Here is a 26459-nt window from a genome sequence, read left to right as displayed (position 1 = left end):
AAACTTCTTAAGCAACGGCTGCTTCTTTTTTATGTTTATTTTTTCTATTATTTATTTGATTTTTGATATATGGCATTGCATAGCGGTCAAGACCAAATTTACCAGCGTTAGCCCCTGCCACGATTACGAAAATGGCTAGTAAGATCATTTGTCCGTTTGTGCTTACTGTTCCACTAAACAAGAATGCGAAGTTCATGACCATTCCCATTAAAGTTGCAAAGCTTGTGAATAAACCGAGAATTAATGCAATTCCTACTAATAATTCTCCCCATTGAACTAAGAAAGTGAATATATCTGCATTCGGCAGTGCTACATGTTCTAGAAATGTTGCCCACCATCCTTGTACCGCTGGGTGTTCACCTGTGCTGCTTGCGATCGCCCCTTGTAAAAATCCACTTGCGTCAAAGGCACCACTTGTTAATTTTTCATATCCTGCATGGATAAATTGATAACCAAGATAAATTCGGATGAAAGCCAATATTCCTGCGACTACTTTATTATTTCTTAATAAATCTAACATTTTCTCCATCTCCTTAAAATGATTAATTATTAGTTTGTTCATTGATTCACATTTACTTCTACAAGATCTTGTTTGTTTCTTACTACACTTATATAATAACACTATTTCCACTATCGAAAAGTATATTGTGATGTATTTCACATTTAGTTCACAAAGTTATGGCAAAGTTGTGAACTAAGTTCATAAATATCACTATCTATGGGGAAAAATAATTAATTATACCTTTTCCTATCACATCAAGATGAGGGTGGGACAAAAGAATTTTACATAAAGAAAAAGCCAAACTATAATACAATAAAACATCGTAATAGTTTGGGTTTTTCTTTTCGCTGATTTATCCTTTTTATAGCTAAAAAACAAGTTCGTTCCATTGCGCTCCAGTTACTCGCTTTCCGCGGGGAGGAAGCTGAGCCTCCTCACTGCGCTGCGGGGTCTCAGCCTTTCCTCTATTTCCCGCAGGAGTCGAGTGTCTTCCGCTCCATTTCACTAATCTTATAAAATGGGGCAAGAAACAAAAATAGATTCTTTTTATCATTCGTCTAATTCAACAAATGATTATTCAGCTTTAAGCATAGCCTTTTTAGTTTTGTCTCAGCCCCATCTTGTGATATTCAGTTTTACAACTCATCATACTTAAAGTATGAAAAATAACTTGGTTTCTTTTGCCCGCTTAAATCTTGTGTACATATCCCAACAAAGGTCCCAGTGAAGCGTATATAATCTGCATCATCGTCTGATAAATGACTAATATCGATTTTACTGCCAATATTCTTCCATTCATCTTCTTCTGCATAAGCAAATTGTAGCCATTGCTGATCAACTTGTGCTTTTACCTTAACCTCCCCTTTAGATTTTAAAGGTATATCTTGATCGAGTAATTCATCATAAACTCCATGCTTGGATTCAATGATTCCGATACATTTTCCTAACGTTTCATGTGTTGTAATTCGGAGGTACACATAATCATCTGTATCATAATAAAAAATTAATCCCGCCATTTGTTGAAAGTTTTCGGGTGTATATTCAACTGCTGTTTCTACTTCCACCGTGAAACTTTCTAGTCTGCGTGCTAACAGGCTTTGATGATGGAGGGAGCTCATCGATTCTCCACCCTTTAATGTCAAATAACCTGGTCGTTCTGTTAGTGAAATCCAATCCTCCGTGAATATTCCTCTTAATGAGTTCCAGTATTTTTTTAAGGAATGACCTTGGAAATCATCAAAGTTGCTCTCTTGTTCAAATGGATGTAATTGTAAGTCCGGTCCCTCTACAATAGTTGATGGATTTGGTCCTCCTTCAACACGCAGCCAATCATCTTCTGTCCAATAGCATTTTTGGATAGCAGTTTCTCTCCCTAATATACATTTTTTATCGACAACCGGTCTTCCACATAAATGTGCCATATACCACTCACCATTTTGAGTTTCCACCAAGCTTCCATGCCCCGCCTTTTGCAGCTGGTCTTTTTTGCTCTCATCTGATGTCAAGATTGGATTGGTTGGATCTATTTCATATGGACCAAATAAAGAAGTTGACCTTGCTACTGTAACCGCATGGGTATACCAAGTTCCTCCTTCTGCTGTTACTAAATAATAATAGCCATTCCGCTTATATATATGAGGTGCCTCTGTTAACCCTATCTCTGAGCCCTTAAAAATATTTTGTACCGGTCCCACTAGCCTTTTTTCTTCTACAGAATATTCTTGCAGGGCGATTCCTGCAAAAGAATTAGTTCCTTTACGAAAATCCCAAATCATATTGACTAACCATTTTCTCCCATCCTCATCATGAAACAAGGAAGGATCAAATCCACTACTATTAAGATAAATCGGCTCAGACCAAGGCCCTTCAATATTTTCAGCTGTCACTAAATAGTTATGTGTATCCTTAAAAGCTCCCATTCTACTTTTTACATCTGTATAGATTAAAAAAAACATCCCTTCTGAATAACTTAAACAGGGCGCCCAAACCCCTCCTGAATTGACATTTCCAATCATATTTAATTGAGATTCTCTTGTTAATGGATATGTTAGCAATCTCCAATTAATCATGTCTTTAGAATGATATATTTGTACGCCTGGAAACCATTCAAAAGTAGAGACCGCTATATAATAGTCATCTCCAACTCGTAAAATAGAAGGATCAGGATGATAGCCTGGCAAGACTGGATTGATTATTTTACTCATTTCATAACCCCTTTTCTTAACATTGGTAAATTCTAAGGTAATTTAGGAAAGGAACCTACAAAACTAGTACATTCCCACTAGCTTCAACTATTGCTATAACATAAATTGTTAGAAATTAGTTTGCGCTTCTAGCTTTTAGATCACTAATAATACGAGGATAGATTTTATCTAAACGATAGAATAGCATGAGGATAATTAAGAAAACAGTAATTGCCATTGGAATGTAAATAAACAAGGATTGAATAGAAAGCAATGCTGCACTCGATTGCGTGCCTCCGCCGCCAACATATCCACCAATGAATAATACCCATCCTATAATAGCAGTGCCTAATCCACTACCGATTTTGATACCCATGCTTCCGCCGCTATATACCATACCTTCATTTCGAATACCTGTTTTCCACTCCCCATACTCGATCGTGTCACCTAGCATCGCAAACATACTTCCATTGATCGGCGCCTTACCGATTCCTCGAATTATCGTACCGGCTACAATTAATGCTATATTAGTGATGTCAATTAACATAATTAGATAACCGATTAACGTAATTACTTCCCCAACAATAATGGCATTTCTTTTACCAAACCTTTTCGTAATTGGTGCTACAATTACCATTCCTAAAAGGATAAATACTGTATAAGCTGTTGTTACAAGTCCAACTAGAAGGGTGTCATCTAAAATATACTGAGCAAAATAAATGACTGCTCCAGAATTTAAGGCATTAAAAATATAGGTCATAAAGATAAATGTCGTCACAAGTGCCCAATACTTATTTTTCCCAAGCGTTCTTATACTATCTTTTAGCTTTACGGGATTTTGCTGTTGTTCCTTGCTAGCAGGCTTAACTCTTTCAGTGGTTGATTTGAAACAAAAGTAGAAAAGACTACTACCAATCGATCCAAAAATAAGGAAAGTTATAATCCATCCAAATTGGCCTCCTCCAAAGATATTTGCAAGTGGAAGGGTCAAATTACTGACTATAAGTGATCCTATTAACGCAAAACTCATACGAAATACATTTAAAATAGATCTTTGGTATTGATTTTGTGTAATTAAGGAGTTTAAGGTTCCATATGGTACATTTAAGCCAGTATAGACCAAACAAACTAAATTATAGGTAATTGTAATATAAACAACTTGCCAAACAGTGCTTACATCCGGAACGGTAAACAGTAATACAGCTGAGATTGCAAAAGGAATCGCAAGCCATAATAGCCAAGGTCTTGCCTTACCATGCTTTGATTTCGTCTTATCTATGACGTAACCCATCAATATATCTGTTATCCCATCAAAAATCCGGGAAAACAACATGATGGATCCTATAATCCCTGCTGCAATGCCAATGATATCTGTAAAATAATACACAATAAAAATGCTCATTGCTTGCCAGATAAAATTACTAGCTAAGTCACCCGAACCATACCCTAATCTTTCCATTAAACTTATCTTTTCACCAGCTGGTGCACTTTGTGCCGGAGTAACCTCTTCCCTTTGTAAATTGGTCGACATCTTAATCCTCCATCCATAACTTTGTTTACGCTTACAATTAATTCAAACTTACAACGACAATCAGAGCTATCTTCTACTAAGATACTGTGTCACTATCTTATGAAAGAACCTTCTTCTTTCGCTAACGCCTTCTTCCCTGCTTCCAATACTTCAATAATTCGGTCAACATCATACACACTGCCTCTCCATGTCCCGCCACTAACCGCTTGCAGTGCCGCCCAAAGCCTTGTATCATCTGGCAAATTAGGATCTGGTTTAAGGTCTGGATGCGCTTCTCTTGCTTTTAAAACGGATGTTGCCTCTTCTTTTGACAATCGCTGATCTTCTGTGCCAATAAAATCAACTGTTCCTATCAAGTTTTCACAATCAACCATAATATCGATTAAATCTCCATTTCGCAGCCTTCCAATCGGTCCATCGCTCAATGCTTCCGGACCGATATGACCGATGCAGGCTCCAGTTGAGACACCTGAAAAACGTGCGTCCGTAATTAAGGATACATATTTGCCAAAAGGTAAATATTTCAAAGCAGACGTTAATTGATAGGTTTCTTCCATTCCGGTTCCAGATGGACCTCCTCCCATTACAACCATTACATCTCCTGCTTTTATTCCCCCAGTTTTTATTGCAGTAATAGCCGCTTTCTCCGATGTAAATACCTTCGCTGTTCCTGTATGTCTATAGATTCCATCTTCTCCTACTACAGTGCGATCAATTGAAGTTGATTTAATAACAGATCCTTCTGGTGCAATATTCCCTTTTGGAAAGGTGATCGTGGAAGTAAGCCCTCTTGCTTTTGCTGTAGCAGGATCCATAATTACTTGCTCAGGGTTGACACCATCTGCTTCTAATAAACGTTTCCTTAATTGCGTTCTTCTTTCGGATTTTTCCCACCAATCTAAGTTCTCTCCTAAAGTATGACCAGTAACAGTTAGGACATCTTCATGTAAAAGCCCTAATTTTCGTAAATGAAGCATTACTTCTGGTACACCACCAGCAAGAAAAACACGAACTGTTGGATGATGATCTGGTCCGTTAGGTAAAACACTTACTAGACGTGGAGTTTTGCGATTTATTCTTGCCCAATCATCTACTGTGGGTATTTTACATTTGGCAGCATGTGCAAGAGCTGGAATATGTAATAAAAGATTGGTTGAACCACCAAAAGCCGCATGAAGAACCATTGCATTCTCGATAGCTTTATCTGTAATAATGTCCTTTGTTTTAATTTGATTCTTTTCCATTTCTAAAACAGCTCTTGCTGACTGCCTTGCCATTTCTGCCCAAATCTTTTGTCCAGAAGGAGCAAGTGCTGAATGAGTGACTGCTATGCCTAGTGCTTCCGCAATTACTTGCGATGTTGCAGCAGTACCAAGGAATTGACAGCCTCCTCCTGGTGTAGCACATGCCACACAGCCAAGCTCTGCCGCTTCCTTCAAACTAATCTCTTTATTGGCAAATCGTGCGCCAATTGTTTGGATTTTCCCTGCATCCTCCCCAATTGCTGGAGGCAGCGTAACACCACCAGGCACAATAATAGTTGGCAAATCATGCATAGAACTAAGCGCAATCATCATGGCAGGTAATCCTTTATCACATGTTGCAACGCCTATTACTGCTTCTCTAGTAGGCAATGAACGAATTAAACGCCGATAAACAATTGCAGCATCATTTCGATAAGGAAAAGAATCAAACATTCCTAATGTTCCTTGCGAACGACCGTCACAAGGATCACTAACAAAACCCGCAAAGGGAACACCTTTATGGTTTCGAATTTCTTCTGCTGCCTCTGCCATGAGGATATCAACTTCCCAATGTCCTGTGTGGTACCCTAGCGCGATTGGCTCACCATTATGATCTCTTATACCACCTTTTGTACCTAGAATCAGGACTTCTGTTCCTAATAAATCTTTCGGTTTCCATCCCATCCCTACATTTTGGCTAAGTCCGAATAAATCCCCGCTCGGCGAATCCTCCAGCATTTGTGCAGTAAGTGGTAGCGTTCCAGTTGGCCCCTTTGCATTCGTTTTTATTTCATAAAGAGATTTATTCTCGTTTTCAAATATAAATGGTAATGTCATCCTATCACCCTCCAATATCTGTTTGTTTAGTAAACAAATAATCATTTCAAAAAAAGGAATATATCTTCTTCTCTTATAATAAATTTGCCTGTTTTAAAATTTCCTTAACTTGCTGCTTCTTCTCTTCATTAAGGGCTTTAGCAGGAGGCAACACCTCTGTTGTAATATTCAAACCACATAATTTCGTTGCTTCCTTCACTACATTTACAAACGGACTATCTATTTTATATAGTTGTGGCAATATAGCTAATTGTTTCTGCAAAGAAACTGCTTTTTCTATATCTCCTGCTAAGAAGAAGTTATACAGACCAACTGATAGTTGTGGTGCAAAATTTGCACTAGCTGATATTGCGCCATCTCCTCCAAGCAGTAGCGTATTAAATAAATGGTCATCAAACCCACAAAAAACAGAAAAATCAGGGTTAATCATTTTTACCTTATCATTCATTTCACGAATATGTCCGATCGAATCAATCGTTTCTTTAATACCAACTATATTTTGATGATTTAGAACAAGCTCTATCACGAAATCAGGTGTTAAATCCTGCCCTGTAAGAGTTGGAAAATTATAGAGTAAAACTGGCAGCTTAACAGACTTTGCTATGTTACTAAAGTAAGTATATAAATTCTCTTTGGTTAAATTCCAATAATAGGGATTAATAGCAACAATTCCATCTGCGCCTATTTGTTCCGCATGCTGACCAAGCAGAATTGCCTCCCTTGTATTCGTGCTGCCAATTCCAATTAAGACAGGAACTCTTTTTGCAACATACTTAACAGCAAATTCAGCAATCCTCTTTCTCTCCTTTACAAACATTTGCGAAAATTCTCCACCAGTACCTAAAAAGAATAAGCCATTTACTTTTTCCTCAATTAGTTTATCAATTAATAACGCCATTTCGCCTTCTTTCAGATTACCATCTTTATCAAGAATGCTTGACACTGGCGGAATAATACCTCTAAAGCGATTCAGCTCGGTCATTTCTTCTTATCTCTCCTTTTAGTTTTACATTATAAAACTCAATGCTATTATTTAGTCTGTGTGAATTGATTATAACATACAACCTCTAAAAGTAAACACTTACATTTTGTTAATTTTGAATATTTTCTAATTTGCAAATATAGATTGCTATTTTGAAATGGCTGTATTAATGTAAAAGTACACTATAATGTTTGTTATCCTAGGAAATAGTTAAATATTATAAAACAAAAATGGAGAAGATATTATGCCAATCATTCAATCTGTGGAACGTGCACTTCAAATATTAGATTTATTTAACGATCACACCGTAGAATTAAAGATTACGGAAATCAGCGAACAAATGGGGCTTCATAAAAGTACAGTACATTCTTTATTAAAGACTTTGCAGCAATCTCGCTATATTGATCAAAATTCAGAAAATGGAAAATATCGATTAGGCTTAAAGCTCGTTGAAAGAGGGAATTTAGTTATCAATACTTTAAACATCAGGCAAATAGCTAATAAATATCTCGTTGAGTTAGCACTAAAGACGGGCCAAACATGCCATCTAGGTATTCTTGATGGGAATGCAGGTGTATACATTGACAAGGAAGAAGGGGCTAATTCTGTTATACGGTACTCTCGGATTGGGAGAAGAATTCCCCTCCATTGTACAGCAATCGGAAAATTATTGTTATCGTATCAACCTCCAGATATAATTCATTCACTACTAGATAACTATCTGTTTACACAAGCAACAAACCGGACTATCACCAAGAAAGAAGATTTCCTTATGGAATTAGAAAAAGTGCGTTATAACGAGTATGCTGTGGATAATCAAGAAAATGAACTAGGTGTCCGCTGTATCGCGGTACCAATTTTAAATCAACATGGACAAATACTAGCAGCGCTTAGTATCTCAACATTAGTTTCTTCCGTAAGTGATGATCTCCTTAATGACTATTTACAGCTATTGAAAACAACAGGAAAAGAATTATCGGAAAAAATGCGATATGGAATTACAATGAAATAAGAGACAGGCATTTTTGCCTGTCTCTTCAGACTGTAGACAAACTCCCGTTTTTTGAAATAGAAGTTTTAAGTAAAGTATATTTATTAATCACTTTGAATCGGGTGTTACTTTCCGTGGAGCTTCGGCATTCTGAACTGCACCCGAATAATTACATCTCTTTTTCAAACGCTATCTTTATCCACTTCTTCGTTAACATAGCAGATTTTACTTTCTCTTATCAATTGATCCCCATAAATCATTTACACGGATAAACATTCTTTCAATTTTATAATCAGCATTTACATTCGCTTGCCCAGTTACTTGTTTTACTTTTGGCTCATCCATGCCCTTTTTATGATATGCTAATGATATAGAAAAGTTATAAATCTTTCCTTTCGAATCAGTTCTTTCGAATTCAATATTTTTAACCTTAAGACTATAATCCTTTTTATACGACTCCATCATTAAGATCGTCCCATATCTTGTAATGAAATCATTATAGGATTTTTGATTAGAAAAATAATCTTTAAAGACTGCTTCTTCATATTCTCCTAGAGCAGCCTGCTTTTCTTCTCCATTTGCTTTGCTTTCCTTTTGCTTGTTCCATATTTCTATTAATTCATCCTTGGGTCCATTTAAGGCATTTTGTAAAACAGCTTCTACTGGTTGTATGTATGGATCTGTATCTTTAACTGTTTTCTCGGTACATCCAGCTAATAATATAAGAAGAAAAGGAAATAATGCGATTATGATTATACGATGATTACTTTTCTTCAACACATCGCCTCCTCAATAAAAACTATACGAACAGTACATTGAAAAAGTTTCAAATATTTTCCTTTTCCCGTATTAGCAATAAATAATAAAGAATAAAAAAATGGAGAAATTCTATTCGAAAATCTCCTCAACTACTACTAATATATGAAATAAGGGCAAAATAATTAACTAATTAATGCTTCTTAAATAGAAAATGCATGATTTCCTATATGCTTAATCACTTGTCTTGTAAAAATCCAATCACTTGTTGCTGTATCTGGATTATAGAAATAAAGAAGCTCTTTATTCTCTTTTCCATTATTTAATGCTTCTTCTACTGCTTCCATGGACTCTTTATCCGGTGCTTTATCGATGGAACCGTTCTGAACAGGCTGAAAAGCATTTTTCTCATAGATGACAGACTCTACTGTATCAGGAAACTGCTTATCATCTAGACGATTTAGTACTACATCAGCTACTGCTACTTTACCGGCAAACGGCTCACCCTTCGCTTCTGCATGAACAAGACGGGCCAGTAATTTTTTTTCATTATTCGTTATGTCTGCTGATTCATCAGAAGCTTTTACATTTTCCTTTTTATCAACAGCAAATTTTCTTGTTGCTACAGTTGTTGTTTCTTCCTTACTAATTGTTTCTGCTTTTGCAATAGATGGTATATATATATAAGAACCACTAATAAAAGTGAATATAATTGCAATAAATAATAACTGTTTCATTTTTTGTATACCTCCTGTTTTAACAGGCCCATATACAAGGCTAACAGGTTTGCAAGCAAAACTCATTGCATAATTGTTGGAAGAACTGTAAGATTCGCCGGGATATTTGGGAGAAATAACTAGATATTTACAATTCCTCTTTCTCCAATTGCTCATATTTTCCCTACATAGGGGATAATTTTTTTTAAAATGGAGATTCTACAATACTAATACAACTCCATTTTCTATCTATAACAATAAAAAAGCTGATAGCAGAAAAAATCTGAAATCAGCTTATCAAATATTAATTATTTCTTACTAATAATGCACAGCATTCAACGTGAACGGTATGCGGGAATAAGTCGACTGGCTGAACCACTTTCAATGTATATCCAAATGGCTCCAGTTGCTTAATATCAGTAGCAAAGGTATCTGGATTACATGATACATATACAATTCTTTCTGGTTGAGAACGTCCGATACGTCTCATTACCTTTCCACCTGCACCAGAGCGAGGAGGATCTAGCAGCAATAACTCAGGGCTGCCAAATGTTTCTAATACTTGTGCTAATCCAGTTCGGGCATCTTGTGCTAGGAAAGTAGTATTATCAATACCATTATCTCCTGCATTTCGTTTTGCTGATTCAATCGAACTTTCGACAATTTCAATCCCGACAAGCTTGCCAACCCTGCTCGCGAATGGAAGAGAAAATGTACCGACACCACAGAATAGATCAATCATATTCTCTGATTTCTTTGGTTCCGCCATTTCTACAGCTAAATCGACTAATTTTTGTGCTTGCGTCGGATTCGTTTGGAAGAAAGTATCAAACCAGACGCGGAATCGATATCCATCCATTTCATCGTAAATGAAATCTCTCCCAGCTAATGTATGACTTTTTTCTGATTGCGTACGATCTGCCCAATCGGTATTCTCTAACCACATAAAGCTTTTAACTTGTGGGAACTTTTCGGTAATACGAGCAACTATTGTATCCACTGCATCTTTCAAAGAACCGTCTGGAGCTTCTGTCGCAAATAGCGCCAACATCATTTCCCCTGTAGCAAAAGACTGTCTCACCATTAAATGACGAAGAAGTCCTTCATGTGTATCTTTATTATAACCTTTTAATGCATGTTCCTTTACCCAATTGGCTATTTCAAGTGCCGCTTCCACCATTTCTTTTCCAGCGATCAGGCAAGTTTCTAAGGAAATAATTTTTCTAAAATTCCCTTGCTCATGTAGACCAAGAGAACCATCCGCAGCAAAGGTAAATTCCATTTTATTGCGGTATCTCCAAGGCTCATCCATGCCGATTGTATCTTTTACTAAGCTAGGATCAAATCCTTGTTCTTCAATCACCCGTTTTACATGATTGGTTTTTTGTTGTAATTGCCCATTATAATCCCAATGCTGCCATACACATCCGCCGCATTTTTCAAAATGTGGACAAGCTGGTCCAATTCTTTCCGCATGTGCATCTATGATTTCTTCTGGCATCGCTTTTCGATGTCTTCTATGCGGCTGATCAACTGTTACCTTTACCTTTTCACCTGGTAAAGTTTGCGGGATTGTTAGTTTTAGCTTCTTTTTGTTGCCTAATTCATTTTCGCGCCAAACAACTGCTTGTCCAGCACCTTTTTCATCAACATTCTTAATATCAACAATCATTGTTTCTTTTTCAATAGTGGTCAAACGACATTTCCTCCTTACAAAAATTCACTAGCTAATTTATTTGAAAAGAATCATTTCTTTGAGGGATCTAGCTACTCTATTTTTAACATACTTCCCTAGTATAAAGGACAATCATACAATATGAAAATAATAATTTTTATTTTGCAGATATTAGTAAATTTAAAAGGACGTTGCTTTATTTACAACGTCCTTCCTTAAGCCTCTTTATCCCTCTGATATTCTACTCTAACACAAGTACATCATAACCCTTCAATTGTATCTTCTGATGTACCTTCTCTCCTGTTAAAATATTGGTCATTCCCTCCTTGACTTCCAGTTCCTGCGTCTCATGGGAATAATTTAATAAGAAAACAAATTCCTTCCCTTCTTTCTTGCGTATGGACAACTCTACACTTTCAGGTAAATCAAATTTGTTATTATTATTTATTTGTATTTCTTCAAGTAAATTTTCAACAAGCTCGATAGTAAACACGCCTCCAAAATAATAACAAGCTCCCTCTCCATATTGGTGCTTAACCAGGCCGGGCTTTCCTTCAAAATAGCAGTCAGAAAACCTCCCTATTACTTTCGTATCTTTTGATTCGATTTTTAAAGTCTCATAAAATCCTCTAGTCTTAATCTCTGTTTTTTCTTTGTAGATTACGATTGGAGTAGTTTCAAACGGTGCTTCCCTTGTAAAATCCTCTACCGTTATTCCCGTAAGGTCTGCTAGATAACCTGGGAATGCCTTCATATAGACTTGACCTGTTTCATCCTTATATCCAGTGCGACAGCCTAGTATCAATTTACCACCTTGCTTTACATACTTTTTCAGCAAATTCGCTGTTTGTTCTGATACAATCGCTGCATGAGGATACACCAGTACTTTATATTTTTTCAACTCATCTAGATTAGAGTTACTATTTAGATTATAGGCATCTACAGGTATATGATTGTACTGCAGCACCTTAAACCATGCCTCTTTGCTAAGGGAAGCAAAAGGTCCTGACCACTTATCAAATTCCGCATCCCACTCATTATCATAATTAGTGACGATTGCTATCTCTGCCTGGTAAGTCGCTCCTGCTATCTTCTCTCCGATTAGTTGAATCTCCTTGCTTACTTGCTCTACTTCTTTTATACGGCGGTTAGGCAGATTATGATAGTCATTAATGCCATGCCAGTAAATTTCTGTTCCTTTCGTTGCTGTTCGCCAGCGGAAATACATAACTAAATCTGCACCATGTGCAATCGATTGATAGGTCCATAGGCGAAGCTGTCCTGGATTAGGCGACGGCTGTTCTAGTCGTGTCACCCATCCGCCGGGACCGGACTGCTGTTCAAAAATAGCAAAATTAGGGGAAATGCTGCGGACTACACTTAAGTTCCAGCTCCATTTCCGGTCTCGCAAAGGCTTATCGCTCTTATCTTCTAATACTCTGCCGAAATTAGGATAAGAATCATAAGCATAGAAGTCTAGCACTTCATTTGTCAGCTTATGATTATCGAGATGCTTAAACATCCCATTTGTGGTAACCCACTGATTGCTTGTATATTTCCGAATAATGTCTGCTTGCATTTTTGCATAAGAAATAGCACTATCAGAAATGAACCGCTTTTCATCTAACATATGATGAGGGTTGGGAGAATTGGGAACCGTTGTGCGAGTTAAATAAACTTGATCCCAGCAGGTATATGTCTGATTCCAAAAAACAGTTCCCCATGCCTCATTTAATTGATCTAACGTTTGATATTTTTCCATTGCCCATCTTCTAAAAGCTAGATGATCGGCGTCCGAATAAAAAACATCTATTTCACAATTTAATTCATTATCAATCTGCCAGCCGACAACGCCTGGATTATGGCTATAATGTTTTGCCATTTCTGTCACGATAGCGGAACTTAGTCTTCGATAGTTTTCCGAATTATAGTTATAATGTCTTCGAGCGCCATGCTGGAACGGTATGCCTGTTTGGGATACATTCAATACATCAGGATATTTATGGGTCAGCCATGCTGGCGGTGTAGCTGTTGGGGTTCCGAGCACTATCTTCAGGCCGAATTTATGGGCTTTTTCAATCGCTCGATCAAATAAAGCAAAAGAATATACCCCTTCTTCTGGCTCCAATATCGTCCAGGAAAATTCCCCCATGCGAACATAGGTAAATCCTAGCTCCTTCATTCTTTGAAAATCATCTTCCCACAGCTCCTCTGACCAGTGTTCTGGATAATAGCAAACACCTAGTGTTAATTTTTCCTCCGTCCATTTTTTCGTCATTATTTGCACTCCTATCTATATTCTTTATTCTTTTATCGAACCACCTAAAATACCGGAAATAAAGTGCTTTTGCAGGATAAGAAAGACGGCCATTACTGGGATTACCGAAATAGCTGTCCCTAACATCAATTGTCCATAATCAATAGAATTAAGACCAGCTAAAGTGGACAAAGCCACTGGCAAAGTATAATTTTCCTGTGTTGTCATCACTATTAATGGCCACATAAAATTATTCCATTGATGAGTAAAAAGGAAAATCCCAACAGCCGCTAAAGCAGGCTTCATTGTTGGCAAAGCAATTTTGAAAAAGATAAAGAACTCTCCAGCCCCATCTATTCTTGCTGCTTCTATTAAGGAATCTGGTATTCCCTGCATATTTTGCCTAATCAAAAAGATAGCAAAGGGATAGCATATTTGCGGCAATATAATCGCTTGATACGTATTGATCCAGTCTAACGATCCAAAGATTTGAAATAGTGGAATAATCGTAGCCTGATATGGGATCATCATCGCCAATAAAAAGGATGCAAAAATCAGATTGCTGCCCTTAAATTTAAACTTCGCAAAAGCATAGCCTGCTGCGGAACAAATGAATAAACTTACTATGACAAAAACAATCGCAATGATTGATGAATTAGTTACCGCTTTGACAATATCGATAGAATTGCTTAAATTTCGTAGGTTCTCCAGCAAATAATCACCAGGAATCAATTTTGGAGGAAAGGCCAGCACATTGCCTGAAGGATTTGTTGCCCCTACAAGCATCCAATAAAATGGACCAATCGAAATGACCACACCAATAAGTAAAAATAGGTGCATAAATATTTTTTGAATGCGTTTCTGTTTTGTCATCAGTCATTTCTCACCACCTTAAATTGAATCCATGATAGAACCGCGATAAAGAGCACAATTACATAAGCAATGGCCGATGCATAACCAAAATTAAAGAAACTGAAGCCCTGATTATAAAGATAGTAAGTAATCGTTATGGTCGCATTATTTGGACCGCCATTTGTTAAGTTGTACGGCTCATCAAATAATTGAAAGGAGCCAATTGTTGACATTACAAAAGTAAATAACAGAACGGGCTTAAGCTGTGGAATCGTGATATAAAAGAATTTCTTGATTGTACTGGCACCATCTATACTAGCTGCTTCATACAAACTATTCGGGATATTTTGCAAGCCAGCTAATAAGATAACCATGTTATAGCCAGTCCATCTCCAAGTTGTTACAAGAATAAGGGAGACCTTCGCCCAGAAAGGATCTGTCAGCCAATGAACCTTCTCAAGACCGATTGAAGTGAATAAATAATTGATTAAACCGTAGTCTGTATTTAACAGCAATACAAAAATGATGGAAGCTGCGACTAATGAAGTAACAGCAGGAGTAAAAAAAGCGACCCGGTAAAAACCTTTCATTCTTAATAAACTAGAATTCAATACACTCGCTAATAAGACGGCTAGGAATAACATAATCGGAACCTGCACTAGCAAAATAATAAATGTATTGCCAAGCGCTTTGTAAAAGAGTGGATCACTGAAAAGCCGTGTATAGTTCGCAAGCCCAGAAAAAGTATACACACCTGCCACCTTTGTTTGAAAACTTAATAGAAAAGAAGCAATTATAGGATAAACCGTAAAAGCAATAAACAATAGCAAGGCTGGACCAACAAATAGATAAGGAACGGTCTTAGGCGTGATAAATTGTTTTTTCTTTTTTATAGTTAATGAATTTGTTCCTGTTTCTAGCATTTTATTATCCGACATCCTTCTCCCCCTCCTTTTTTAGAGGCTGCATTCAAAAATAGGTTCAAATGCTATTCTCAAAGTCAGCCTCTAATCCTTTAGCAAAAATGGTTTTTAATTGCTCGATTCCAATCCAGTTTGCTGCTCAGCTTGTTTCTTTCCATCCTCCAATATTTGTGCTGCTGGTTTATTCTCAAGTAAAAACGCTTCCATTTGACTTGTCATAATGGATCTGAGTTCTAGCTCTGCACTACTGTGATTAACAGAGGGAATATCTGTTACTGTATCAGCAAAATCTTTAAAGAATGTTTGATTATTAAAATATTCTTGTTCTTCACTGAAAACCGGCTCTTCATATGCTGCTAATAACGCTGGGAATAATCCTCTATTCGTAAGTGCCTTAATTTGTGATTCTACATCTGTTGATGCAAATTCAGCAAACACATATGCTGCTACTTTATTATCCGATTTACTTGGAATCGCTAAGGCAGATCCTCCATCATTAGAAGCTCTCCCTCCCCCTTCTTCAAAAGCAGGCAGTTGGAACATGCCCCATTTACCTGACAACTCAGGCATTTGTTCAATCATCGTTCCACTCCACCAGACAGCACCAGGCTGTGTTGCGACCTCTCCATTTTTCATTGCTGCTACTTGCCCATCCCAGTTATTTGTGTAGATAATTAATTCTACATCCTTCATTTTTTGCAAAATATCAATGGCCTTTTTGGCTGCGTCTGAAGTAAGATCTAATTTATTATCCTCTGTAAAATAATAGCTTCCTTGCTGCTGCAGCATAATTCTAAGCAATCCATCTCCATCTGTTCCTAGAAATGCCTTCCCCGTATGTTCAACAACCTTTTTCCCCGCTTTGATATAGTCATCCCATGTTTTGATAGTCGCTGGGTCAACTCCTGCCTCCTCAAAAATATCTGTCCGATAGATAACACCCACTGGTCCTAAATCTCTTGGTGCTGCAATGATATTTCCATCCTTATCCTTTAACCCATCTATTTTCGACTTAGAAAATTCATTTTCATGTTTGTCAAAGCCAAGTGAACTTAAATTTGTAAATGCATCAGGAAAATCATCTGTAAATGAATGAATACGATTATTTTCTACCTGTACTACATCTGGTAATCCGCTTCCCCCTGATGAAAGACCCGCACTAACCTTTTGATATACTTGATCAACACCAATATGCTCAACCTTCACGTTTACATTAGGATATTTCTTATTAAAAGCAGGAAGTACATCCTTTTCTAAATAATTTGCTTCCAATGCCCAGGCCCAGACGGTGACATCCCCTTTTATATCCTCTGGATTATCTGGAATGGTTAGATCTTCTGTACTCGTTGAGGAGCTATTGCTACATGCCCCTAACACAATCATAAATAGAAATAATAAAACAAAACCATAGATTTTCCTCATAAAGTTCCACTCCTTTTAAAAGAGATTTTTTCTGCTTTCTATAAATCTAAAAAGAAAACAAAATGAATAGAAAACGCTTACCTGAGTAGTCCAAGTATATACTGTTATCAAAGATGGTTATGGTATAATTTCTATTATTTTGGTATTTCAACTACCTTATCACTCTCTAAATTTTGACAACATTCAATTTAATGGAGGAGAATCTAGTGGGAAATCGTCTAAATATGAAGAATTTGGAGTATATATGTAATTTAATGACAGATATATTAAATATCTCTATTACTTTACTTAATAATGAAGGAACTATAATGGCAGAAAAAACAGCGAACGAACTAATTAATCCTCTTTATCCTTCTAAACAATCCTTTTATAGACAGGTCATTCCTAGAAATGGAAAGAATTCTCTGTCTCCCGCCATAATAGGTACACCTTTTTTTGAAAACGTATCCATCATTCCGATTGCCAACTTAGGTACCATTATTTTAGGCCCCGTTTTATCTAAACGACCAAGTAGACTGCTGATAGATAACTTGATTACTGCCTATCGGAAAAAAGGTTTGGAAGAAGCCTTAAGCGACTATTATTATTCTCTTCCCGTCATAAGCAATGCGAAATTAGGACAAATCTGCAAACTTATCTATTTTTTATACAATAACAAGATTTATGACAAAGACATTATCATTCCAAAAATGCAATCGCCCAATCATTTAACCGATGACAAGACTGCAAATAAATACATATTAGAAACACACCAAAATTCCTCCTTTCACCATGATCCTATCGCTGAGAAAAAACTCTATCAATTTATTATAGATGGACAAAAAGAACATCTGCTTGCATATTGGAAAGCCTTTAAAGAAAATACTTCCTTTCATTTTGGAAAACTTTCTAAAAAAAATGAAGTAAGAAATCAAAAAAATTTAACTATTGCAACCATTACCCTTGCAACCCGTGCGGCCATTACAGGCGGTCTTCATCCTGAAATCGCCTATTCTTTAGGAGACCGCTACATTCAAGACTTAGAGGAATTACAAGATATAAAGGACATTCATTTCTTCACAGAAAATATCTTGTATGAATTTGCAGATAAAGTAGCTAAAACAAATAGGGAAAATTATTCGCGACCGATTTTTCAGTGCAGAAACTATATTTACAAGCATATCTATGAACCATTAACCTTACAGTCCATTGCAGAGCATTTATCTATCAGCCCCAAATACCTATCCAACTTATTTAAAAAAGAAGTGGGAATTCCTATTAGTGAATACATACAGCAAATGAAAATTGAGGAAGCAAAAAAACTGATGACTTTTGCAGAACATTCCTTATCTGATATTCATGCCCTTTTACATTTTACCGATCAAAGCTATTTCACGAAAGTATTTAAAAAGTATACCGGAATTACTCCTAAACAATTTAGAAAGAATACGGTTAATTTTTTATAGAGAATAGAATTAGGGCTTATCCAATAGTTATTTACTTGTGTTAGGATAACCCCTGTCCGTATTAAATATTTCTTATAAATACATATTTGGTAACAAATAGCTAGTCAGATAATTCGTTCTAGGATTCTCCAAAATATAATTACATTATTATTCTCCTTTATCTTTTCATTGAAAATTCTAATTATAATTCCCTTAAATATTCCTTTTTGGTCTTATTTTTCTAAAAATAATGATATAATAGTAAATGTCTTTCATAAATAGTTTAAAAAAGGCGGTTAGTTAGTTAGCAAAAACGGGTAATTAGTTTTAAAGAAAGGTCTGGAGGTGTTCGTAGAAATTGATTCATTTTAAAGAAGTAACCAAAACGTTTCAAGATGGATTTAAAGCGCTGAAGAATATTACATTCGAGGTAAAGGAAGGAGAATTACTTGTTCTAATTGGTCCAAGTGGTTCTGGCAAGACAACTACGATGAGAATGATCAATCGACTTATAGAACCATCTAGTGGTTCCATTACAATCGAAGGAAAGGATATTTCCACAGAGGATCCTGTAAAACTCCGCAGAACTATTGGCTACGTCATTCAGCAAATAGGTTTATTACCCCATATGACGATTAAAGAAAACGTATCGCTCGTTCCTAGACTCCAAAAATGGAAAAAAGAACAATATGTAGACAAAATTAATGATTTAATGAAAATGGTCGGGTTAGATCCTGATACATTTGGTGATCGTTACCCTTCTGAATTAAGCGGTGGACAGCAGCAAAGAATCGGGGTTATTAGAGCACTTGCGGCAGATCCGAAAATAATTTTGATGGATGAACCGTTTAGTGCCTTGGATCCTCTCAGCCGCGAACAATTGCAAGATGAATTAGTCCGCTTGCAGCAGGATATCAAAAAAACAATTGTCTTTGTTACACATGATATGGATGAAGCTCTTAAAATAGCGGATCGAATTTGTATTATGCAAGACGGAGAAATTGTGCAATTAGATCGGCCAGAAAATATATTACGTCACCCAGCAAATGAATTTGTCCGCAATTTTATTGGAGAAGATCGTTTGCAAGAAAATATTTCTTTACCTAAATTAGCAAAATTAATGGTCCCTCCTGTAACAGCCGGTGAGTCTCGCGGTCTTGCAGAATCATTGAAATTAATGAGAAGAAAGCGTGTGGATAGTCTAGTGGTCGTCGACAAATCTAATACCTTTCTCGGAATAGCGAATGTGTGGGAGGTACAAAAACGATATAGAGAAGAAGAATTAACCTTGAAAGATATAATGGATACGAATATAAAAACGCTTCATCTTGAAGAAACAACGGAAAAAGCTTTTCAACTTGTTAGTGAATCCCAATATGGCTTTATTCCAGTAATTGACCAGCATTCTAAAATTATTGGTATTGTCAACCGTGCAGGTCTTGTGGAATATATTGCTGACCAAATTGGAGAATAAAAAGGAGGGATGAGCCATTCCTAATATAATCACAGACACAATAGATGTCTTCATCAACCGTTGGCCGACAATATGGAATTTAATTTTAGAGCATATGTATCTTTCTCTTATCTCTATTGCCATTGCAATCGTGATTTCCGTTCCACTAGGAATCTATTTAACTCGCCACAGAAAAATTGCAGACTCCATCATTGGAGTAGCCGGCGTATTTCAAACCATACCAAGTTTGGCATTACTAGTATTTCTAGTACCATTCATCGGTACTGGGAAACTTCCAGCCATTATTGCTTTAACCGTTTATGGTCTATTACCTATTTTGCGCAATACATATCTAGGAATTGTCGGAGTAGAAAAATCTGCAATCGAAGCTGGCGTAGGTATGGGTATGACCAATCGCCAAGTGTTATGGATGGTTGAATTGCCACTATCTTTAAGCGTTATTATGGGAGGAATTCGGACTGCAACAGTATTAATAATCGGGGTGGCAACAATCGCTGGATTAATCGGCGCAGGCGGACTGGGAGATTTAATCTTCCGTGGTTTACAAACCTATAATACTGGCCTTATCCTTGCTGGAGCCATCCCATCTGCCCTTTTGGCTATTATATTTGATTACTTATTAAAACTATTAGAAACAGATGTGACCCCTCAAGGTCTTCAAAATAAAAAAGTGAAAAAAAGCAAAATACGAATCTGGATTGTTGCAGGTTTAATTGTAATCCTTCCACTTTCGACTGTCATTGCCAATTTCAGCAGTGGAAAAAGCGGAAAGGATAGCATCACTATTACTGGAAAAAATTTCACAGAACAAGAAATTATGGTGTACATCATGGGGCATCTCATTGAAGAGCACACAGACTTAAAAGTAAATTATGAATCTTTTCTTGGCGGAACCGCCCCAGCCTTTGAGGGGGTTAATACCGGAAATTATGATATGTATATGGAATATACAGGTACTGGATTATTAAGTATCTTAAAGGAAGATATGGTTAGTGATCCTGACGAAGCCTATGAAATAGTGAAAAAAAGATTTAAAGAAGACTATAATTTAGTTTGGCTAGAGCCATTTGGATTTAACAACACATACACATTAACCATGCGCAAAGAAGATGCGGAAAAGTACCAAATAAAGACTATTTCAGACTTTAAAAAGATCGCACCGGACCTAACCTTAGGATCTGAACCGGAATTCTTAGAAAGAGAAGATGGCTATCCAGGTCTTATCGATACCTATGGAATACAATTTAAAAATACGCAAGCAATGGACTCTGGTATTATGTACAGTGCGATTAAAAACGGTGATGTCGATGTTATTGACGCCTTTTCAACAGACGGCCGTATCCCAGCATTTGATTTACAAGTTCTAGAAGATGATCAGAACTTCTTCCCACCATACTATGCAACACCAGTAATTAGAGCGGAAACATTAGAGAAATATCCAGAATTAGAAGAAGTATTAAGCATGCTTGTCGGAAAAATTGATAATGAAAAAATGCAAGAATTAAATGCAAAAGTAGATATTGATAAAGAGCAATATGAAGATGTTGCGGTCGAATTTTTGAAAGAAGAAGGGCTTATTGATTAGTTTATAAGGCTGATATGTTGGGGTTATAGATTTTCTATAACCCCTTTGTGGTCTTTCAATTCAAACTATCTATCATTCTGCCAATTTAAGAATTTCTTCTAAATCATGCTGCTCCACAAATGCTTTCGTATCGTTTAGCAAATCAATAACTCATCACTTGTAAGCAGACTCATTTTAAAAAGCAACGATTTATATTACATTCATGTATTTTTTTTGTAAATTTTCGTTTTACTTTCACGCTATTTGCTAAAATTAATATCTAGTGGAATCTCCAAAGGGGTGAGAAAATGTTTAGAAAAATTATGAAGAAGATACAGCAATTTTCAGGAAGCTATAGTAATAGTCGTCGTCATAAGAACTATAAAAGATATAGCAGCAGTGATAGAAGAGGTTATCGAAAATCCAAAAGCTATAGTAGTTCGGACCATCGGAAACGGAATCCATACGGCGGTAGTCATTATTATAAACGCCGAAAGCATAGTAGCTAATACAAAAAAACTCTTGTAGCAAGTTACAAGAGTTTTTCTAGTTTGCTTCTTTTAAAATAGCTAGGGCATTATCTAAATCCTTTTCTATTTCTACTCCGCTGCTATAATGTATGGAAATTCCTAATAATCTTTTGAGCAGCTGGACTGTTGCCGGATGCAAGGTTAATTCTTCTAACCATGTGCGCTTCTTGCCTTTCTTCCCTTTAAAATTTGAATATAGTAAAAACAAAAGCATCTGTCCAAAATCATAATAATCATCTTGGCGAGAATTACTTACTTCTTTTAAATTGTCTATATCGACTCGTTTCGCTAATCCAAAGTCAATCAAATACACCTTTTTTTGTTTAAGAATTACATTAGGTGGTCTAATATCCGTGTGATAGATATGATGGTCATGTAGATAATTTATAATAGAAAGAAGCTGTTTCATCATGCGTAAGGATTCAAATTCTGTAAACTTTTGCTTTTGAAAAAACAATAAATCCTCTATATTTTCCCCATTTATATATTCCATGACATAATAATGGTGTTTTTCTATTGTAAATACATCAAGAAGAGACGGGATTGCATGACAATCTATTTTTCTCAACAATTCCCCTTCATCCTTAAATCGCATACGTTCACGCTGTTTTTTTCCTTTGCTTGGCCGTAATTGTTTAACTACATATTTCTTCCCCATTCTATCTTTACACAAGTAAATAATTCCATATGCTCCCAATCCAAGGCATTTTTCAACTTCATATGTATACAGAGTGGTGCCCTTCTTATGCGGCCTATCAAAAATCCAACGTGTTAAATAACTCCATTTCAAAATGCTTTACTCCTTCTATTTGATGTTCTATGGTTCATTGTAACAAAAAGAGTCTACACTTTAAAAATCTGAAGGCACCAATCTTAAGACCGGTGCCCCTTTACTATTTATCTAGCAAAACGATGGTTTCCAATAGTAACCGTTGCTTCTCGTGAGAAAACCCAGTCACTTGTAGCTGTTTTTGGATTAAAGAAATACAGAGAACCATTTCCTTTTCCATCTAATGCAATTGCTTCATTAACGGCTCTTTTTGACTCCGCATCAGCTGCCTTATTAATTTCCCCATTTTGAACAGGGGTAAAAGCATAATATCCATTCGATTTTTCATAGATGACATCACGAATAGTATTCGGAAATTGATTACTTTTTACTCTATTCAAAACAACCACTGCTACTGCAACTTTTCCTGCATATGGTTCACCAACAGCCTCAGCGCGAACTAATCTCGCCATTAAATCTTTATCGGCTGGTGAAACAGTGGCATTTGGTAGAATAATATTTTGACCTGTAATTAAGGCTTTGCTATTATTTGCCTTCATTAAATCACCGATTGGAATCCCAAAGCCCTTGGCCACTTTCCAATAAGTATCCCCAGATTGAATCGTTCGATTCGTTGCTGCATCTGCTTTATCGATTAACATAAATGCTGAAATAGATAGCACTAATCCAGCGGCTACTATTAATTTTTTCAAATCTCTTACCTCCTAGTAGTCGTTGTTTCTGATGTCTTCTATTAGGCTAGCAGATGTAATATTTCGATTCATTGTCCAAAAAGTGGTAAACGAAAGATTGCTAGGTTGATAGCTTACTAAAAAAGGGATTTACAACATGGTGGAAGTATTAACCAATCGAGTTAGTTAGCAAATAACATCTAATTTTAGGAAATTTTAGGCAGGATTGTTACAAACCATTTTTATCTGTAACCAAAAATAAAAAGGTACTAAAAAAATTTAAAGACTCATTTAATGATAAGAAAACTGCTTTTTAAGAAATCAAGTGCTGGTCCAATTTCTTCTGCAAAATTCCTCCAATTACATTCAATGGAGATTCTGCCATCATAGTTTGCTTTATGAATGTTTCGCACAAACTCAGGATAGGGATACATTCCTGTACCAGGAGCCAGCCTATTCGTATCAGCAACATGGATATGTTGGATAAAATTTTTATATTCATAGAGATTCGTAAGTGGTTCCTTTTCTTCTTCCATATGATAGAAATCAGCCAATGTTTTTAACGATTTTTGATTAAATTCCTTTGACCATGCAACAGCTTCTGAAATACTATTAATAATATTCGATTCTTTTTTGTTGAGCGGTTCTATTACAATCGTTAAGCTTAATTGGTCCGCCATATCCGATACTGTTGATAAAAAGGCTGCCATTTGTTCTCTGCCCTTTTCTTTCGACAGTCCTTTCGGAAAACTTCTTGCACCACCACAACCGAATACAATTGTATCCGCACCTATTCGGCAAACACGTTCTAATGCAGATTTTAAATAATCTTTCACTCGCTGATTATCTACCTTATCGCCCACTATTTTTAAGTCACTTGGCAAAAGAATATTAAAAGCTTCAATAGGTAAAGGCGAAGCTTGATATTTTTCTAATATTGGTTTAAATACCTCTGCCTTTTCTTCTGGCATTAAGGAAATAACCGTACATTCGATAAAATCATACCCCGCTTTATCCAATGCCTCTGCCTGATCAATAGCAGCGCAGCATCCGAACCTCATAGGATTTCCCCCCTACACAAGAATATTTTTCATATACTTACTAAACTGCTTAAAGGCTATTTCCGGCTCCTCCAATTCAGGACACCACTTTTTTTCCCATTCTAATGTATAGTAGCCATCATACCCGTTCCTTTTTAATAAAGTGTATATGTCTTGTAATGGTATATCCCCATCTCCTAAAAAACAAAGCTGATAGCCTCTTTCTGCTTCCTTTTTTAGATAAGAATCCTTCCAATGGGTGTAGGCAACCCATTCCCCAAGATTCTCCCAAGTAACATCAGGCTTTTCACCAATTGTTCGAAAGGGATGATGGATATCCCATAATACTTGCAAATAATCAGAGGAAACTCGCTGAACCAGCTCTTTCACATATCTGCTATCTGTCCAATCATCATGTGTTTCTAGGAGAAGTTTGACATTGATATCCTCTACAATCGCCAAATAATCATGGATATTTTTCTCAGCGATTTCCATTGCTTCTTCTCTCTTCCACTTTCCGATTGCCCCACCAAATACACGAATATATGGAGTGTTGAATTCCTTACAGAGCAATGCGTACTCTCTTAATTCCTCTACATACTTCTCATATTCTTCTTGCGATTGAGTTACCAATTTGACTGAACTGGAAAAACACGGAATTTCTAAAGAAGCTTCCTTAAAGAGACGTACCGTTTCTTTTACATTTGCTGAAAATTCACGAAGCTTATATAGATCAAGTTCTCCTAGCAGCCCACGAAAATCAACGCCTGAATAGCCATTTTCCACTGCATGTTGGATAATTGTTTCTAAATTCCAATGAGGACATCCAAGAGTAGTAAAAGCTAATTTCATCTTCTGTACCTCCCACATTTTTCTTATTCTTGAAAAAAAGGACAGACTAATCTGCCCCTGTCTTTAATGAGAACCTTTCACATCTAATGTAATCGATGCATGCTTGTTCTTTTTAAAAGTAGATGTCTTTATTCTTTCTTGTAATTTAGCATAAAAAAGATCTTCGTTAATAGGGAGTTCAACCCAATCATCGATCCATGCCGATAAATGCATGGCATTCGAGATTTCCAATCCCTTTATGCCTTCTACACCAGGTCCAAGCAGCTCTGTCCCATTGCGGATAGCATTTACCCAATTTGCTGTGATCCCCTTATGCTGTGTAGCTTCTCCTTTAATAGGAATATCAATTTTCCAGCATTCCGGTTCGCCGAACCCCCCTTTATATTCTTTATTGAATTCCCTTTCCGATTGTCTTAGTCGCCAGAAGGTTAACTTTCCATCCTCTATCACTACTTTTCCGCGATCACCCGATATTTCATAGCGATTCGTGCCAGGAGAATCACCTGTAGATGTTACAAAGACGCCTGTTGCTCCATTCTCATATTCCACATATGCGGTCACATCATCTTCTACTTCAATATCATGAAACTTCCCAAATCCACAAAATGCGCGGACTCGTTTAGGCATTAATCCACTTGTCCATTGCCATAAATCCAGCTGATGCGGATCTTGATTTAGAAGAACTCCGCCTCCTTCCCCCGCCCATGTCGCTCTCCAGCCACCTGAATCATAATAACTTTGTGAACGATACCAATCGGTGATAATCCAGTTTGTTCGTTTAATTTCTCCCACTTCGCCACTTTGCACAAGCTCTCTCAGCTTTTGATATAAGGGATTGGTTCGCTGATTAAACATAATCCCAAATACCTTATCGCTTTTGCTTGCAGCCTCGTTTAATTCCCTTACTTTTTTTGTATATACACCTACAGGCTTTTCAACTAAAACATGAAACCCTTGTTCTAGTGATTGAATTGCCAATGGCGGATGATCATAATGAGGCGTTGCAATAATAACTCCATCCATATCCGCATATTCAAAAAAGCGGTCAACATGATCGAATTGCTGAATATGCTCTCCTAATGTTTCCTTTGCCCATTTCAATCTTTCTGGATTGCTGTCACATACAGCAACTAATTCCGCTCCCGCAATTTCACCATTATTTAAATACATGGCGTGCGAACTTCCCATATTACCAATACCGATAATGCCTATTTTGACTTTAGCCAATCTTCTCCGTCTCCTT

Annotated in this window: 22 protein-coding genes; 5 read left to right on the top strand and 17 right to left on the bottom strand. The window is 36.6% G+C overall.

Features of this window, described 5'->3' with window-relative positions; genetic code table 11:
- Positions 1 to 7 precede the first annotated feature (7 nt).
- From C2I06_RS01735 to C2I06_RS01715, 5 genes are all read right to left on the bottom strand, one after another.
- Positions 8 to 520, bottom strand: a complete 513-nt coding sequence (locus C2I06_RS01735) for a DoxX family protein (protein WP_095334082.1) — start codon at positions 518 to 520, stop codon at positions 8 to 10.
- A 617-nt stretch (positions 521 to 1137) separates the two neighbouring features.
- Positions 1138 to 2706: a glycoside hydrolase family 43 protein gene (locus tag C2I06_RS01730; RefSeq protein WP_123257350.1), complete on the bottom strand. Its 1569-nt coding sequence runs from the start codon at positions 2704 to 2706 to the stop codon at positions 1138 to 1140.
- A gap of 115 nt (positions 2707 to 2821) precedes the next feature.
- Complete coding sequence (locus tag C2I06_RS01725) at positions 2822 to 4216, bottom strand: MFS transporter (RefSeq protein WP_123257349.1); 1395 nt, start codon at positions 4214 to 4216, stop codon at positions 2822 to 2824.
- 92 nt (positions 4217 to 4308) lie between these two features.
- A complete protein-coding gene (locus C2I06_RS01720) occupies positions 4309 to 6297 on the bottom strand; it encodes a YjhG/YagF family D-xylonate dehydratase (protein ID WP_123257348.1) in 1989 nt (662 codons plus the stop codon).
- Between the two features lie 73 nt (positions 6298 to 6370).
- Positions 6371 to 7279 (bottom strand): dihydrodipicolinate synthase family protein, encoded by a 909-nt coding sequence (locus C2I06_RS01715; RefSeq protein WP_123257347.1) that lies wholly within the window; start codon positions 7277 to 7279, stop codon positions 6371 to 6373.
- Between the two features lie 244 nt (positions 7280 to 7523).
- Between C2I06_RS01715 and C2I06_RS01710 the strand changes: the two genes are divergently transcribed.
- Entirely contained in the window at positions 7524 to 8291 is a 768-nt protein-coding gene (locus C2I06_RS01710) for an IclR family transcriptional regulator (protein ID WP_095332317.1), read from the top strand.
- A 204-nt stretch (positions 8292 to 8495) separates the two neighbouring features.
- Here C2I06_RS01710 and C2I06_RS01705 read toward each other — a convergent pair whose 3' ends face one another.
- The 7 genes from C2I06_RS01705 to C2I06_RS01675 form a co-directional block, all read right to left on the bottom strand.
- Positions 8496 to 9047, bottom strand: coding sequence for a hypothetical protein (locus C2I06_RS01705; protein WP_095332315.1), 552 nt, complete (start codon positions 9045 to 9047; stop codon positions 8496 to 8498).
- A gap of 182 nt (positions 9048 to 9229) precedes the next feature.
- A complete protein-coding gene (locus C2I06_RS01700; protein ID WP_095332313.1) occupies positions 9230 to 9763 on the bottom strand; it encodes a cell wall hydrolase in 534 nt (177 codons plus the stop codon).
- A 283-nt stretch (positions 9764 to 10046) separates the two neighbouring features.
- Positions 10047 to 11414: a 23S rRNA (uracil(1939)-C(5))-methyltransferase RlmD gene (rlmD, locus tag C2I06_RS01695; protein WP_371471869.1), complete on the bottom strand. Its 1368-nt coding sequence runs from the start codon at positions 11412 to 11414 to the stop codon at positions 10047 to 10049.
- A gap of 244 nt (positions 11415 to 11658) precedes the next feature.
- The gene (locus tag C2I06_RS01690) at positions 11659 to 13695 is read right to left on the bottom strand and encodes a beta-galactosidase (RefSeq protein WP_123257346.1); all 2037 of its coding nucleotides are present in this window, start codon (positions 13693 to 13695) and stop codon (positions 11659 to 11661) included.
- Between the two features lie 24 nt (positions 13696 to 13719).
- A complete protein-coding gene (locus tag C2I06_RS01685; protein WP_206427982.1) occupies positions 13720 to 14547 on the bottom strand; it encodes a carbohydrate ABC transporter permease in 828 nt (275 codons plus the stop codon).
- Positions 14547 to 15464 (bottom strand): carbohydrate ABC transporter permease, encoded by a 918-nt coding sequence (locus tag C2I06_RS01680; protein ID WP_082138282.1) that lies wholly within the window; start codon positions 15462 to 15464, stop codon positions 14547 to 14549. Before C2I06_RS01680 ends, C2I06_RS01685 begins: the two co-directional genes overlap by 1 nt.
- Positions 15465 to 15557: 93 nt before the next feature.
- Positions 15558 to 16871, bottom strand: coding sequence for an ABC transporter substrate-binding protein (locus C2I06_RS01675; RefSeq protein ID WP_123257345.1), 1314 nt, complete (start codon positions 16869 to 16871; stop codon positions 15558 to 15560).
- 206 nt (positions 16872 to 17077) lie between these two features.
- Between C2I06_RS01675 and C2I06_RS01670 the strand changes: the two genes are divergently transcribed.
- The 4 genes from C2I06_RS01670 to C2I06_RS01655 all read left to right on the top strand — a co-directional run bounded on the left by C2I06_RS01670 (position 17078) and on the right by C2I06_RS01655 (position 21842).
- Positions 17078 to 18316, top strand: a complete 1239-nt coding sequence (locus tag C2I06_RS01670) for a helix-turn-helix domain-containing protein (RefSeq protein WP_163186681.1) — start codon at positions 17078 to 17080, stop codon at positions 18314 to 18316.
- Between the two features lie 337 nt (positions 18317 to 18653).
- A complete protein-coding gene (locus C2I06_RS01665) occupies positions 18654 to 19769 on the top strand; it encodes an ABC transporter ATP-binding protein (RefSeq protein ID WP_095332303.1) in 1116 nt (371 codons plus the stop codon).
- 94 nt (positions 19770 to 19863) lie between these two features.
- A complete protein-coding gene (locus tag C2I06_RS25720) occupies positions 19864 to 21354 on the top strand; it encodes a glycine betaine ABC transporter substrate-binding protein (RefSeq protein WP_123257344.1) in 1491 nt (496 codons plus the stop codon).
- Positions 21355 to 21641: 287 nt separating this feature from the next.
- On the top strand, positions 21642 to 21842 hold the full coding sequence (locus C2I06_RS01655) for a hypothetical protein (protein ID WP_370999853.1): 201 nt from the start codon (positions 21642 to 21644) through the stop codon (positions 21840 to 21842).
- Positions 21843 to 21879: 37 nt separating this feature from the next.
- Here C2I06_RS01655 and C2I06_RS01650 read toward each other — a convergent pair whose 3' ends face one another.
- The 5 genes from C2I06_RS01650 to C2I06_RS01630 all read right to left on the bottom strand — a co-directional run bounded on the left by C2I06_RS01650 (position 21880) and on the right by C2I06_RS01630 (position 26443).
- Positions 21880 to 22653: a serine/threonine protein kinase gene (locus tag C2I06_RS01650; RefSeq protein WP_095332299.1), complete on the bottom strand. Its 774-nt coding sequence runs from the start codon at positions 22651 to 22653 to the stop codon at positions 21880 to 21882.
- A gap of 107 nt (positions 22654 to 22760) precedes the next feature.
- A complete protein-coding gene (locus C2I06_RS01645) occupies positions 22761 to 23294 on the bottom strand; it encodes a cell wall hydrolase (RefSeq protein WP_047941620.1) in 534 nt (177 codons plus the stop codon).
- A 317-nt stretch (positions 23295 to 23611) separates the two neighbouring features.
- A complete protein-coding gene (locus C2I06_RS01640) occupies positions 23612 to 24385 on the bottom strand; it encodes a sugar phosphate isomerase/epimerase family protein (RefSeq protein ID WP_123257343.1) in 774 nt (257 codons plus the stop codon).
- A gap of 12 nt (positions 24386 to 24397) precedes the next feature.
- A complete protein-coding gene (locus tag C2I06_RS01635; RefSeq protein WP_123257342.1) occupies positions 24398 to 25216 on the bottom strand; it encodes a sugar phosphate isomerase/epimerase family protein in 819 nt (272 codons plus the stop codon).
- 63 nt (positions 25217 to 25279) lie between these two features.
- Entirely contained in the window at positions 25280 to 26443 is a 1164-nt protein-coding gene (locus tag C2I06_RS01630; RefSeq protein WP_095332293.1) for a Gfo/Idh/MocA family protein, read from the bottom strand.
- Positions 26444 to 26459: the final 16 nt, after the last annotated feature.

The sequence above is a fragment of the Niallia circulans genome, from assembly GCF_003726095.1.
Taxonomy (GTDB): Bacteria; Bacillota; Bacilli; order Bacillales; family Cytobacillaceae; genus Niallia; species Niallia circulans_A.
The sequence above is the reverse complement of the archived record's forward strand: the minus strand, read 5'-3'. Positions and strand labels throughout refer to the sequence as shown.